11 protein-coding genes and 1 tRNA gene are annotated in these 12,817 nt (G+C 66.7%); 5 read left to right on the top strand and 7 right to left on the bottom strand.

Annotated elements, in window-relative coordinates; translation table 11 throughout:
• Positions 1-27: 27 nt before the first annotated feature.
• The gene (locus G6N67_RS25090; protein WP_036427989.1) at positions 28-2,076 is read right to left on the bottom strand and encodes an NADH:flavin oxidoreductase; all 2,049 of its coding nucleotides are present in this window, start codon (positions 2,074-2,076) and stop codon (positions 28-30) included.
• Positions 2,077-2,218: 142 nt separating this feature from the next.
• Here G6N67_RS25090 and G6N67_RS25085 point away from each other — a divergent pair, with 142 nt between their 5' ends.
• From G6N67_RS25085 to G6N67_RS25075, 3 genes are all read left to right on the top strand, one after another.
• Entirely contained in the window at positions 2,219-3,562 is a 1,344-nt protein-coding gene (locus tag G6N67_RS25085; RefSeq protein ID WP_036427991.1) for a bifunctional folylpolyglutamate synthase/dihydrofolate synthase, read from the top strand.
• 168 nt (positions 3,563-3,730) lie between these two features.
• Positions 3,731-5,119 carry an L-serine ammonia-lyase gene (locus tag G6N67_RS25080; RefSeq protein WP_036427993.1) on the top strand — a complete coding sequence of 463 codons (1,389 nt, stop codon included), beginning with the start codon at positions 3,731-3,733 and terminating at the stop codon, positions 5,117-5,119.
• Positions 5,120-5,169: 50 nt separating this feature from the next.
• Positions 5,170-5,397, top strand: coding sequence for a hypothetical protein (locus G6N67_RS25075; RefSeq protein ID WP_036427996.1), 228 nt, complete (start codon positions 5,170-5,172; stop codon positions 5,395-5,397).
• On the opposite strand, the gene G6N67_RS25070 is transcribed toward G6N67_RS25075, so the two are convergent.
• Complete coding sequence (locus tag G6N67_RS25070) at positions 5,364-6,191, bottom strand: DNA polymerase beta superfamily protein (RefSeq protein ID WP_051578403.1); 828 nt, start codon at positions 6,189-6,191, stop codon at positions 5,364-5,366. The genes G6N67_RS25075 and G6N67_RS25070 overlap by 34 nt on opposite strands.
• Before the next feature lie 81 nt (positions 6,192-6,272).
• Here G6N67_RS25070 and G6N67_RS25065 point away from each other — a divergent pair, with 81 nt between their 5' ends.
• Positions 6,273-6,788: a GNAT family N-acetyltransferase gene (locus G6N67_RS25065; protein WP_036427999.1), complete on the top strand. Its 516-nt coding sequence runs from the start codon at positions 6,273-6,275 to the stop codon at positions 6,786-6,788.
• A gap of 78 nt (positions 6,789-6,866) precedes the next feature.
• Positions 6,867-7,175: a hypothetical protein gene (locus tag G6N67_RS25060; RefSeq protein WP_036428001.1), complete on the top strand. Its 309-nt coding sequence runs from the start codon at positions 6,867-6,869 to the stop codon at positions 7,173-7,175.
• A gap of 155 nt (positions 7,176-7,330) precedes the next feature.
• Here the strand turns inward: G6N67_RS25060 and G6N67_RS25055 are convergent, their stop codons facing one another.
• From G6N67_RS25055 to pgm, 5 genes are all read right to left on the bottom strand, one after another.
• Positions 7,331-8,290, bottom strand: a complete 960-nt coding sequence (locus G6N67_RS25055; RefSeq protein ID WP_036428003.1) for a 2-hydroxyacid dehydrogenase — start codon at positions 8,288-8,290, stop codon at positions 7,331-7,333.
• The gene (locus G6N67_RS25050) at positions 8,287-9,486 is read right to left on the bottom strand and encodes a pyridoxal phosphate-dependent aminotransferase (protein ID WP_036428006.1); all 1,200 of its coding nucleotides are present in this window, start codon (positions 9,484-9,486) and stop codon (positions 8,287-8,289) included. The genes G6N67_RS25055 and G6N67_RS25050 overlap by 4 nt, the downstream gene beginning before the upstream one ends.
• A gap of 285 nt (positions 9,487-9,771) precedes the next feature.
• Positions 9,772-9,844: transfer RNA gene (locus G6N67_RS25045), tRNA-Ala, on the bottom strand.
• A gap of 55 nt (positions 9,845-9,899) precedes the next feature.
• On the bottom strand, positions 9,900-11,156 hold the full coding sequence (locus tag G6N67_RS25040; RefSeq protein WP_036428008.1) for an MFS transporter: 1,257 nt from the start codon (positions 11,154-11,156) through the stop codon (positions 9,900-9,902).
• Entirely contained in the window at positions 11,153-12,787 is a 1,635-nt protein-coding gene (pgm, locus tag G6N67_RS25035) for a phosphoglucomutase (alpha-D-glucose-1,6-bisphosphate-dependent) (RefSeq protein WP_036428010.1), read from the bottom strand. The genes G6N67_RS25040 and pgm overlap by 4 nt, the downstream gene beginning before the upstream one ends.
• Positions 12,788-12,817 lie beyond the last annotated feature (30 nt).

The following is a 12,817-nucleotide window of genomic DNA, read 5'->3' as shown; positions in this document are numbered from 1 at the left end:
TATCAGTTGTAGTCCTGCGGCCCTCAGCTACAGGACGATGCACAGCCGGAACGCGTCGTAAATCGCGGCATGGATGTTGCGGCTGGCCACCGCGTCACCGATGCGGAAGAGCTGATAGCCGCCCTCGGGATTGCGGACGACCTGCTGCGGCCGCAGGTCGAGCAGCGCCTGCTGGTCGACCTCCCCGAGATTCGACGAGCCGGCGACCAAGGCGAAGTAGAGCTCGTCGGACGGCAGCGTGCCATGTTCGACGACCACCTGGTCGACCACGCGCTGCCGCGTCGCATGCGCGTACTCGTTGTACAGGTCCACTTCCAGGCGACCGTCCTTGCGCCGCACCGCGGTCAGCCGCTCGTTGAGCGTCACGCGGACGTCGTGCTCGGCGAACACCTTGAAATACCCCGGGTAGTTCACCCCGCCGACGTCGGGCGCGAGGGTCCGCTCGGGAGTGACGAACTCGAGCGGAACACCACTGCGCGCCAGCACTTCGGCCGCGTCCATGCCGGGATGGCCGCCGTTGTCGTCGTAGAACAGCACCTGCCCGCGTGGACGTACCGCGCCGCACAGCACATCCCAGCCGTCGGTGACCAGATTCGATCCCTCCGTGAGGAATTCGGTGTTCGGCACCCCGCCGGTCGCGACCACCACCACGTCGGGATGCTCGGCGAGCACCTCCTCGACCTCGGCGTAGTGGTTGGTCCGGATGTCGACGTCGTGCAGCTTGCACTCGGCCAGGCGCCAATCGATGATGCTGATCAGGTCGCGGCGCCGCGGCGCCGACGACGCGAGGCGGATCTGGCCACCCGGCGCATCGGCCGCCTCGAAGACGATCACGCGGTGACCCCGCTCGCCGAGCACCCGCGCCGCCTCAAGCCCGGCCGGGCCCGCGCCGATCACCACCGCGGTGCGGGCCGGGCCGGTCGCCGGCGGCACGTGATGCGGCATCCGGTCTTCGCGCCCGGTTGAGGCGTTGTGCACGCACTTGGCGTCGCGGTTCTGGTAGATCTCGTCGAGGCAGTAGCTCGCGCCGACGCAGGGCCGGATCCGATCTTCTTCGCCCGCTTGGATTTTCGCGACTATGTGGGGATCGGCGATGTGCGCGCGGGTCATCCCGACGAGGTCGATGATGCCGTCGCGGATCGCGTGGCGCGCCGTGGCCACGTCGTTGATCCGCGCGGCGTGCATGACCGGGATCGACAACGCCTTCTTGACCTGCCCGGCGAACTCCAGGTGCGGCGCCACGGGCGTGCCCATCGGTGGAATCACCCGCGAAAGCGCCTCGTCGCTGGCCATGTAGCCCTTGATCACGCTGATGAAGTCGATGCCCTCGGCCACTACGCGTTTGGCGATCTCGAGGCCCTCGTCGTAGCGCAGTCCGCCCGGCTCGTCCTCGTCGAGCGACATCCGGATGCCCACCGCGAAATCCGGACCGGCCGCTTCGCGCACCGCACGAATCACCCTCAGCGGGAAGCGGAGTCGGTCCTCCAGGCTGCCCACGCCGTACTCGTCGTCGCGATGATTGGTCAGCGGCGACCAGAACGAGTCCAGCAGGTGCGTGTAGGCCTCGAGTTCGATGCCGTCGAGACCGGCCTCGCGGCACCGCGCCGTGGCGTCGGCGTAGGCCTGCACGATGCGGTCCATGTCCCATTCCTCGGCGACCTTGGGGAACGACCGGTGGGCGGGCTCGCGGATCGGCGACGGGAAGATCACCGGCAGCCAGTCGCCGTCGTAGTTGCTCGTGCGCCGGCCGAGGTGAGTCACCTGGCACATCACCGCCGCACCGTTCTCGTGCACGCCGTAGGCCAGTTCGCGCAGCCACGGCACGATCTCGTCCTTGTACAGGTGCAGGTTGCCGAACGCCGCGGGGCTGTCCGGGGCGACCACCGCCGAGCCGCCCATCATGGTCAGCGACACCCCGCCTTTGGCCTTCTCCTCGTGGTAGAGGCGATACCGCCGCTTCGGCATGCCCTCCTCGGTGTACGAGGGTTCGTGCGACGTGCTGACCACCCGGTTCCGCAACGTGATGTTCTTCAGTTGGAACGGCTGGAGAAGTGGGTCGATGAGCTGCATTGTCATACCGATCTGACCTTCTGAAATGTTAGACGCGGGCTGTAACACGTCAAGATATGGGTAATGTATGTCACATACAAACTGATCGTCAAGAGCGCGAGCCATTAATATATCAGCTGAATCTTGACTGGTATATTAGTCTTGCCGTATGACGAACCTGCTGGTCACCTCACCGGCGGAAGCCGGCACCCTCGACGAGGCAACCGACTACCTGTACCGGCTGCCGAGGGGTTCCAAGAGCGTGGGACTGGCGCGCGCCGAAGCGCTCTTCAGACGCCTGGGTTCGCCACAGGATGTCGTGCGCACCGTCCACGTGGCGGGCACGGCAGGCAAGGGATCCGTCAGCGCCTTCGTCGCGAGCATCTTGACGGCACACGGCTTCCAGGTGGGCGCCCACGTCTCCCCGCACGTGCGCACGATCCTCGAACGTTTTCAGATCTGCGGCGCCCCGGTGTCGCCCACGGAGTTCATCGACGCCGTCCGGGATCTGGCCCCGGCGGTCGATTCAGTGGCGGCCACACCGCTGGGCACACCGACGTTCTTCGAAGCCACCAACGCGGTCGCCTTCAGCCGGTTCGCCGCGCGTCGGCTGGACTACGCAGTGATCGAAACCGGCATCGGGGGTCTGCTCGACGCGACCAACACGATCAGCCGGGCCGACAAGCTCGCCGTGATCACCCGGATCGGCATCGACCACACCAGGCTGCTGGGCGATACTGCCGCCGAGATCGCCGCACACAAGGCAGGCATCCTGCCCGTCGGCGGACACGCCATCGTGCTACGCCATCACCAGGCCAGCGTTCGGACGACCATAACCCAAGCAGCACAACGAAAACACTGCCGAGTCGACATCATCGACCCCCGCGACATCTCGTGCAGCGTAGGTCCGGCCGGGACAGTGCTGCACGTGGGCGGCACGGCCTATCCGCTCGGATTGCAAGGGCGCCACCAGGGCGTCAATGCCGTCCTCGCGCTGCGCGCGGCGCAACATCTCGCCGATCGCGACGGATGGCGACTCACCCCGGAGGCAATCCGCACGGGACTGGCCCAGGCCCGGCTGCCGGGCAGGTTCGAACGTCATGTCGTCGCAGGCCGTGACGTGATCCTCGACGGCGCCCACAACAACGTCAAACTCGTCGCCCTGGTCGATACCGTGCGGGCGTGCTATCCCGGGCGCCGCGCAACGTGGGTGCTGGCCGCCAAGGCGGACAAGGATCTGCAGTCGGTACTCGCCGCGATCGCTTCGATCGCGGGCAGCGTCGTCGGCACCCAACTGCCCGAGGATTCTGCGGGACCGGCCGCACCGTGCATCCCCGCGACCGCGGTGGCCGAGCAGGCCCGCGCCCGCGGGCTGCGGGCCGTCGCGGTCGCCGACCCGAGCGCCGCTGTCGAGATGGCGCTGAACCTCGACGCCGGACCTGTCGTGGTGACCGGATCGTTCCTCCATCTGGCCGCGGCCGACGGTGCGCTGACCGCGGTTACCGCCCGGTAGGGGCGCATTTTCCTTGACCGCTCTCCCCGATCTGACCTACGATTCAATGAAGACTCATATATCACATGTCGATCAGATTGATCCCGTTCTCGGCCCGTCGACAGAAGGGACCAAGGTGACCTCACTCGAGACCCCGCCCGACTGCTCGCCACGGAACGCGGTGCGACCATGACCATCAGCGTGTTCGAACTGTTCTCGGTGGGGATCGGCCCATCGAGCTCACACACCGTCGGGCCCATGCGTGCGGCAGCGCGGTTCGTATCCGACCTCCGCACGCTCGGCGCCTTCGACGAGGTTGCGGATGTCCGCGTCGACCTCTACGGCTCGTTGGCCGCGACCGGGGCCGGGCACGGCACCATGACCGCGGTGTTACTCGGCCTCGAAGGACATCTGCCGGACGAGATCGAGACCGACGTCATGGAACAGCGCATCGAAGCCATGCGCGCGACGGGCCGGATCTCCTTCGGCGGCGCCCGCGACATCGCGCTCACCGAGGACGACATCGTGCTGCGGCCCTTGACCATCCTGCCGTTTCACCCCAACGGCATGATGTTGACAGCAGTCAGTGCCGACGGCACCGAACTGCACCGCGAGACGTACTTCTCGATCGGCGGCGGATTCGTCGTCACCGAAGCCGAGAGCCAGGCAGCCACCTCGACCACCGCCGCCACCCACGGCCTGGCGTTCAGCTCGGCCAAGGAAATGCTCGAACTCTGCCACCGGCTCGGTTGCAGCATCAGCGAACTCATGCGCCGCGTGGAATCCGAGGCCCACTCCCCGGCCGAGATCGACGATCGCCTGCTGCACATCCGCAACGTCATGGCCGACTGCGAGAAGCGCGGCATCGCCCGCGACGGCTACCTGCCCGGATCGCTGCGCGTGCGGCGTCGCGCGAAAGACTGGTACGACCGTCTCAACGAGGAGGATCCCGACCGACGCCCCGAATTCGCCGAGGACTGGGTGAATCTCGTGGCGCTCGCGGTCAACGAGGAAAACGCCTCGGGCGGACGCATCGTCACCGCACCCACCAACGGTGCCGCAGGCATCGTGCCGGCGGTGCTGCACTATGCCGTGCACTACACGACCGCGGGCAGGCGTGATCCGGACGATACGGCGATCCGGTTCCTGCTGGCGGCAGGCGCCATCGGCTCGCTCTACAAGGAGCGGGCGTCGATCTCAGGAGCCGAGGTCGGTTGCCAGGGCGAGGTCGGTTCGGCCGCCTCGATGGCCGCGGCAGGCCTCGCCGAAATCCTGGGCGGCACACCCGAACAGGTCGAGAACGCCGCCGAGATCGCGATGGAACACAGCCTAGGGCTCACCTGCGACCCGATCGAGGGCCTCGTGCAGATTCCCTGCATCGAACGCAACGCCATCTCCGCAGGCAAGGCCATCAACGCCGCCCGCATGGCCCTGCGCGGTGACGGGGCACACCACGTCACGCTCGATCAGGTCATCGAGACCATGCGCACCACCGGCGCCGACATGAGCTCCAAATACAAGGAGACCTCCACTGGCGGCCTCGCTGTCAACGTGCCCGTCAACTATGTCGAATGCTGACGCGGATGCGCGCGGCCGCAACATCTTCCCACCGGAGCTAGGAGACGACGATGCGCCTCGACTGGTATGACCGAGAGATCCTCACCTTTGTCCTGGACCGGACCCCGCGCTCCGAGCCGCCCAACGAAGAGTCCTTCTCGCGCTTCGGCATCGCCCCGCACCGCGTCATGCGCCGCTTCGATGCGGTCGTCGACGTGTTCACCACGCACCAGTTCGCGCTCGAAGAGTCGGATCTCAATCTGGTTCAACGCGCGGCAGAGTTCCACCAGCGCGTGTAGACACTGACCAGCCAGTCGTTGATCCTGTGCTGATCAGGCCTGCGCGGGAGATCCGCGGCATCGGTCAGCGTGACGAGCTGGTCGCGTAGGTCGCCGATCGTGTCGAGCACGGTCTGCTTGTCCACCTTGCCGACCCGAAGATCGCGCAACCAGGTGCGGGACGGCTCGGCCATCGGCAGTGTGATCCGCCCGGTGCTGAGCAACTCGACGCCCTGGATACCCAGACGCACCGCGTGATAGGCGAATTTGGTGTCAAGACCGTACTTTTCGATCAACTCTGGCCGATTGGTGCGGCGCGACCGCAGCCCGAGCATCCGGTCGCGCTGCGCATCGAGATACCCGGTGAACCTGATGCCGGCATCACGTGACAGGAACAGGTCGGCATTGGCCTGCAGTTCACGTCCCGGCCAGTCGATTTCGACGATCTCCTCCGGTGGGACGAACAGCAACAGCAGCACCGTCGGATTGCCCGCGGCAGCCAGTCGCGCCCATTTGCGCAAGCTGTAGATGGTCAAGTCCAGATCGCCCGCTCCTGACCGCGCGCCCTCCGGCTGCGTGCGGTACTGGTACTGCTCGAAGCGGTCCAATCCGATGACGCAGGACGGTGGTTCGATGCACACCCCCATCTCGTCACGGTCGTCGGTGCCCTCGACCGTCACGCCATGCAGGCCCGAACCCACCTGAGTCCGCAGAACCGTATTGCCCTCCGCGATCTCGCGGTGCCACGGCGTGTTGTGCGGGTTGGCATACACCTCGCCCGCCGTCGCATCCGTGTCGTCCCCCGCTGTACCCATTGCCCGAGCCTAGACCGACGCAGTTGGACGATCGAGCGAATATCGTTTCGTTCCAACGCCGGGTTCGAGTAGAAAGGCGCGATGAGCATCCACCCGCACTGGCGCACACGACCGGAAACCGCTGCCGACATTTCCGACGTCCGCCGCATCAACCTGGCAGCGTTCGAGACGGCCGAGGAAGCCGATCTGGTCGACGCTCTGCGCGGCGATCCCGCATGGATCGACGGACTGGCCACGCTCGGACTCACCGGCACCGGCGATGCCGTCGCCTACGCCCTGCTGACCCGTTGCCATGTCGGCGAGAGCGCGGCGCTGTGCCTGGGACCGTGTGCCGTGCTCCCCGAACACCAAAGCACCGGCGCGGGGTCGGCCACCATCCGCGCTGCGCTCGCGACGGCCCGAGCCCATGGTGAACGCCTCGTCACAGTGCTCGGACATCCCACCTATTACCCGCGTTTCGGCTTCGTCCCGGCGTCGCGACACGGCGTCAGGATGAGGTACGACGAACCCGGTGATGCGCTCATGGTGCTCGCACTCGACGGCAGCGACATCCCGGCGGGCGTCATCCGGTATGCGGCTCCGTTCGGGGATATTTGAGCGGGTGGACCGGCGGGTGAACCAATCCACCGCGACCGGCGTGTACTCCCTAGCCACAATTCTGGAAAAGGGGTACCGATGACCAAACGAGTCGCCGCGACCATCACTGCGGCTGCGTTTGCGGCCGTGTCGCTCTGCCTGGCCGACACCGCCGACGCAGCGCCGGCCGGACCTCAAACCGCCGATCAAGTAATCGGCCAACTACATTCGCAGGGGTATCAAGTCCTTGTGAACAGGATCGGTGCTGCCCCGCTGGAGGATTGCAGGGTCAACGACGTCCGTCCGGGCCGGACTTTCAGCCGCACCGATTCCGGCGCGCCGGGTGCAGGTTCGTCCCTCGTCACCACAGTGACCGACCGGACCGTGGTGGTCGACGTCGCGTGTTGAACCCGCCCTGAATTCACCCACTCACGCTGCGACTCACCGCATTCGCGGCCGACCGGGCCCCGGGCCGCAGCGAACCTCTCACGCTCACACGGGACGGGACATCGGCAAACAGCTTGCAGCGCTTGCGATCAGCGCCCTGTCGAGGTCGAAATCAGCTAACCGATCGGCGTAGGGGGCTGCTCGCCGCGGAGCACGGCGAGGGCATTGTCGGCGGCAAGCGTCGCCATGGCGGTTCGAGTCTCGATGGTGGCCGAGCCGAGGTGCGGCACGAGCGCCACGTTCGCGAGCTCGACCAACTCAGGGTGGACCTCGGGCTCGCGCTCGAAGACGTCGAGGCCCGCGCCGGCGATCGTGCCGTCGCGCAGGGCAGCGGCCAGCGCCGCCTCGTCCACGATCGGTCCACGGGCCGTATTGACCAGGTATGCGGAGCTTTTCATGGCGCTGAGTTGCTCAGCGCCGATCAGGTGATGCGTGGTGGGATCGTACGGGCAGTGCAGCGTGACGACGTCGGACACCGCCAGCAGCTCGTCGAGGTCCACCCGCTGCGCGCCGAGCTCGGCCGCGATGACGGGATCGATTTCGCTGCGCGACTGGTAAATGACGTCCATACCGAAGGCCTTGGCGCGGCGTGCGGTTGCCTGGCCGATGCCACCCATACCCACGACGCCCAGGGTCTTTCCTTGCAGGCTGCTGCCGAGCAGGAAGAACATGCCCCACTTCCACGGCTGGCCGGCACGGATCATCCGTTCGCCCTCGCCGAGCCGGCGAGTCGCCATGAGGATGAGACCGAACGCGATGTCGGCGGTAGCCTCGGTGAGCACACCGGGCGTGTTGGTCGCGACCACGCCGCGCTCACGGCACGCCGCGACGTCGATGTTGTCGTAGCCCACGGCCACGTTCGCGACAACCTTGAGCTGGGGGCCGGCGGCGTCGAGCAGTTCGCCGTCGACACGTTCGGTGAGCAGGCTCAAGATGGCGTCCGCGCCGGCAACGCGGCGCAGGAGTTCCTCGCGCCCAATCGATTCCGGGCCCGGCCAAGCGTCGACCTCATGCTCGAGGCGCAGCTTCTCGACGGCGGCATCCGGAACCCGCCCGGTCACGACGACCCGGCTCATTTGGCGCTGATCCACTCGTTCAGCCGGCCGAGGCCCTCGTTGATGTCATCGACCTCGATGCCCGAGTAGGCGAGCCGGATGTACTGGCGCTCCTCGCCCGGCTGGCGGCGGCCAAAATGCTCACGGGTACAGAACGAAACGCCCGTCTGGTGCAGCGCCACGGCGGCGAAGTCGCCGACCGAGGTGTAGCCCATGCGGTCCATCGCCTCGGTGACGTCGGGGAACAAGTAGAAGGTCGAGTGCGGCACGGCAACATTCATCCCGGGGATGGCGTTCACCAAATCGCATGCGGCATCGCGCCGTTCGCGCAGGATCTTGAGCATCTGGTGCACGGGCTCCTGGGTGCCGCGCAGGGCCTCGATGCCGGCCCATTGCACGTAGTGCGTGGTGCACGATTCGTCGTTGGTGTTGAGCGTGCTGAGCACCTTCGCGATCTCAGCCGGGGCGACCGCGCAGCCGAGCCGTGAGCCCGTCATCGCGAACTTCTTGCTGAACGTGTACAGGATGACGGTGCGCTCAAGCATGCCGGGAAGCGACGCGATCGAACTGGAGACGCCCTCATAGCGCGTCTCGAAGTAGGCCTCGTCGGAGAGCACCCAGAGGTCGTGCTCCTGCGCGAGCTGCGCGATGGCTTCGCGTTCAGCCGGAGTCGACTCGGCCGAAATGGGGTTCTGCAGGTCGTTGTAGATGATCGCGACCGTGTTCGGCGTGATCGAGGCGCGCAACTGATCGAGGTCGATCGCGAAGCCCTCGCTCGTGGGCAGATACCGGTAGGGCACGGCCGTGCCGCCGAGGTACTCGATCTGTGATTCGTAGATCGGGAAGCCGGGGTTCGGGTAGAGCACCTCCTGGCCGGGGTCCATGACGGTCTGCAGGAACTTGGTGATGACGGGCTTGCCGCCGGTCATCACGACGACGTTGTCGGGCGAAAGCTCGATGCCGCGGGCCGTACCCAGGTCGTCGGCGAGCGCCTCACGCAATTGCGGGATGCCCGGGCCCGGGCAGTACCCCGTGTACCCGTCGGCGATCGCCCGGTTCATCGCCTCCACGATGTGCGGTGCCGTGGGGATGTTGATATCGCCCAGATGGAAGGGATATACGCGGTGCCCCTTCGCCTTCCACGCAGCCGCGGCCTGCGCGACGCTGAAAGCGGTCTCTGTGCCCAGACGCTCGAGCCGGTGTGCGAGCTGCTGCATCCTGGTCTCCTCAACAAGTTGATCAGTCATGGCACCAAAGCCACGCCTAGTATGCGACTAAGTCGTTTCTAATATATTACTGATGTATCAGATAGTCGAGGGGTGTGGCCGACGATTTTTGCACAGCTCGGAAATGCGGTGGACCGACCACACAGGCCGCCGTACGACGGAACTCCGCACCGTACGCGGCGCCGGCCCGGCGGCGACAGACACTGCGCCATTCGCGGACCATCCCGCAAAACAACAAACCCGCCGGACCGATGGTCAGGACGGGTTGTTCAAACGTGGAGCTAAGGGGATTCGAACCCCTGACCCCCACACTGCCAGTGTGGTGCGCTACCAACTGCGCCATAGCCCCGTTTGTCGTGCCCCACGAAGTTACACCACGGCTACCCCTGGTTCAAAATCGCTGGTCAAGGTACCTCGCCGCCGGCCTCCGGGCCGAGCGCGCGGGCGGGGGTGTGCTCGGCGGAAGGCTTCGGGCGGGTCTCGGGCGCAAGGGTCCAGCCGAGCGCCGCGAGCAGCAGGATCGCGCCGCTGATCACGAACGCCCACGAGAACGACAAGTACTGCGCGATCAAGCCCACCAGCAGCGAACCGCCGATCGATCCGACGTCGGCCATCATCTGAAACGTCGCGACCGCGGTACCGCCGCGAGCCTTGCTGCCGATGATGTCGGCCACCGCGGCCTGCTGCGGTGCGGTGAAGATGCCCGTCGAGAAACCGGCGATGAACGCGGCGACCAAGAACAGCGTCAGCCCGTCGGTGAACCCCACCACCACGGTCGAGACACCGGCGGCGGTGAGCCCGACCATCAACAGCACCCGGCGACCCACCCGGTCGGAAAGATAGCCGCTGGGGATCACCGCTGACACATTGCCGATCGCGAACGTGGCCAGGGCCAGCCCGGCGACCCCGGCACCGCGGTGGAACACCTCGGTGATGAACAACGGCACCAAGGCAATTCGCAACCCGAAGGCCGACCACCCGGTGGCGAAGTTCGACAACAGCGCGGCACGGTATGCGCGGTTGCGCAGCGCGGCGCGGACCGTCACCTTCGGTCCGTCGTCCGGCGCCGGGGCGGCCAGCGACGAGTGCCGCAGGCTGATGAAGACAACGGCGGCCGCGATGAGCAGAGCGGCGCCGTAGATGACGAACGGTGCGCTCAGGCCAAGGCCCGCCGTCAGGCTGCCGAGCACCGGGCCGCCGACCGAGCCGACCAGGAACGCCGACGAGAACATTCCCGCCACGCGGCCGCGGGCATCCTCGGGGCTGATCCTGATCATCAGGCCGAGCGCGGAGACGAAGAACATGGTCGAACCGATTCCGCCGAGCGACCGGAACAGCAACAGCTGCCAATAACTCTGGGCGAACGCACACGCACCCGTGGACAGCGCGACGATGAGCAGTCCGTTGACGTAGATCCGCCGCTCCCCCAGCCGCTGGATCAACAACCCGCTCACCGGCGCGAAACACAACCGCATCAGTGCGAACGCGGTGACGACGAACGTGGCGGCGCTGATGGAGACACCGAAGTGCCGCGCGTACTGCGGCAACACCGGTGCCACCACGCCGTACCCGAGCGCGATCACCGCATTGGCGGCGATCAGAACCCAGACTTCACCAGGCAGTTTCGCCTTGGCCTGACAGTCGCCCTCCGTAACGCTCACCCGATGACTGTATTAACCAGATCCTTGGCGGCTTGCTGGACCTCCGCGAGATGCTCGGCTCCGAGGAAGGATTCGGCGTAGATCTTGTACACGTCTTCGGTGCCCGACGGGCGTGCGGCAAACCACGCGTTCTGGGTGGTGACTTTCAGCCCGCCGAGCGGGGCTCCGTTGCCCGGCGCGGCGGTCAGCTTGGCGGTGATCGGCTCGCCGGCCAGTTCGGTGGCACTCACCTGCTCGGGCGACAGCTTGGCCAGCCGCGCCTTCTGCTCCCGGTCGGCGGGCGCGTCGATACGCGCATAGGTCGGTGCGCCGTAACGCTCGGCGAGCTCGGCATAGCGCTGCGACGGCGTCGACCCGGTGACCGCGAGAATCTCCGAGGCCAGCAACGCCAGGATGATGCCGTCCTTATCGGTGGTCCACGTCGAGCCGTCGGTGCGCAAGAACGACGCCCCCGCGCTCTCTTCGCCGCCGAACCCGATGGTGCCGCCGATCAGCCCGTCGACGAACCACTTGAACCCGACCGGCACCTCTAGCAGCTTGCGGTCCAGGCCCGCCACGACGCGGTCGATGATCGAGCTGCTCACCGCGGTCTTACCGACCGCGGTGCTGGTCGGCCAGTCGGGCCGGTGCGTGTAGAGGTAGTCGATGGCCACCGCCAAATAATGGTTCGGGTTGAGCAATCCGCCGTCGGGGGTGACGATGCCGTGCCGGTCGGAATCGGCGTCGTTGCCGGTGGCGATCTGATAGGACTCGCGGTTGGCGATCAGCGAGGCCATCGCATTGGGCGAGCTGCAGTCCATCCGGATCTTGCCGTCGGTGTCGAGCGTCATGAACCGCCACGTCGCATCGACGAGCGGATTGACCACCGTGAGATCCAACCCGTGCCGCTCGGCGATCGCGCCCCAGTAGTCGACGCTGGCCCCGCCCAGCGGGTCGGCGCCGATCCGGATGCCCTCGGCCCGGATCGCGTGCACATCGACAACGTTGGGCAGATCGGCCACGTAGGCATCCAGATAGTCGTGGCGCTGCGCGGTCTGCAGGGCCCGCGCCAGCGGGATCCGTTTCACCCCCTTCAGGCCATCGCGCAGGATCTCGTTGGCGCGCTTGGCGATCACCCCGGTGGCGTCGGTGTCTGCCGGGCCGCCGTTGGGCGGGTTGTACTTGAAGCCCCCGTCGCGCGGCGGATTGTGCGACGGGGTCACCACGATGCCGTCGGCCAGATCCGTATCGCGGCCCCGGTTGAACGTCAGGATCGCGTGGCTGACCGCCGGGGTCGGGGTGTAGCGGTCGGCGGAATCGATCATCGCCACAACATCATTGGCGGCCAGCACCTCCAGCGCCGATACCCAGGCCGGTTCCGACAGTGCATGGGTGTCGCGGCCGATGAACAACGGCCCGGTGGTGCCTTGCGCCGTGCGGTACTCCACGATGGCCTGCGTGGTGGCCAGGATGTGTGCCTCGTTGAACGCCGCGTCCATGCTCGAACCGCGATGCCCCGACGTACCGAACACCACCTGCTGCGCGACATCGTCAGGGTCGGGTTGTCGCGTGTAGTAAGCGGTCACCACCTGTGCGACGTCGATGAGATCCTCGGGTTGTGCCGGTTGTCCGGCTCGGGGATTGGCAGCCATGGTTGCCGATTGTGCTCCCTCGACCCCCTC

Origin of the sequence: Mycolicibacterium mageritense (assembly GCF_010727475.1) — a bacterium.
GTDB classification, from domain to species: domain Bacteria; phylum Actinomycetota; class Actinomycetes; order Mycobacteriales; family Mycobacteriaceae; genus Mycobacterium; species Mycobacterium mageritense.
Note: the sequence above shows the minus strand (reverse complement) of the source record. Positions and strands in the feature narration are given on the sequence as shown.

Bases quoted from the DNA above. Each gene is read 5' to 3' on its own strand.
- G6N67_RS25050 (WP_036428006.1), bottom strand. From the start codon at position 9,486: ATGCAGCAGCTCGCACACCGGCTCGAGCGTCTGGGCACAGAGACCGCT.
- G6N67_RS25090 (WP_036427989.1), bottom strand. From the start codon at position 2,076: ATGACAATGCAGCTCATCGACCCACTTCTCCAGCCGTTCCAACTGAAG.
- G6N67_RS25055 (WP_036428003.1), bottom strand. From the start codon at position 8,290: ATGAGCCGGGTCGTCGTGACCGGGCGGGTTCCGGATGCCGCCGTCGAG.
- G6N67_RS25070 (WP_051578403.1), bottom strand. From the start codon at position 6,191: ATGGGTACAGCGGGGGACGACACGGATGCGACGGCGGGCGAGGTGTAT.
- G6N67_RS25065 (WP_036427999.1), top strand. From the start codon at position 6,273: ATGAGCATCCACCCGCACTGGCGCACACGACCGGAAACCGCTGCCGAC.
- G6N67_RS25075 (WP_036427996.1), top strand. From the start codon at position 5,170: ATGCGCCTCGACTGGTATGACCGAGAGATCCTCACCTTTGTCCTGGAC.
- pgm (WP_036428010.1), bottom strand. From the start codon at position 12,787: ATGGCTGCCAATCCCCGAGCCGGACAACCGGCACAACCCGAGGATCTC.
- G6N67_RS25060 (WP_036428001.1), top strand. From the start codon at position 6,867: ATGACCAAACGAGTCGCCGCGACCATCACTGCGGCTGCGTTTGCGGCC.
- G6N67_RS25085 (WP_036427991.1), top strand. From the start codon at position 2,219: ATGACGAACCTGCTGGTCACCTCACCGGCGGAAGCCGGCACCCTCGAC.
- G6N67_RS25080 (WP_036427993.1), top strand. From the start codon at position 3,731: ATGACCATCAGCGTGTTCGAACTGTTCTCGGTGGGGATCGGCCCATCG.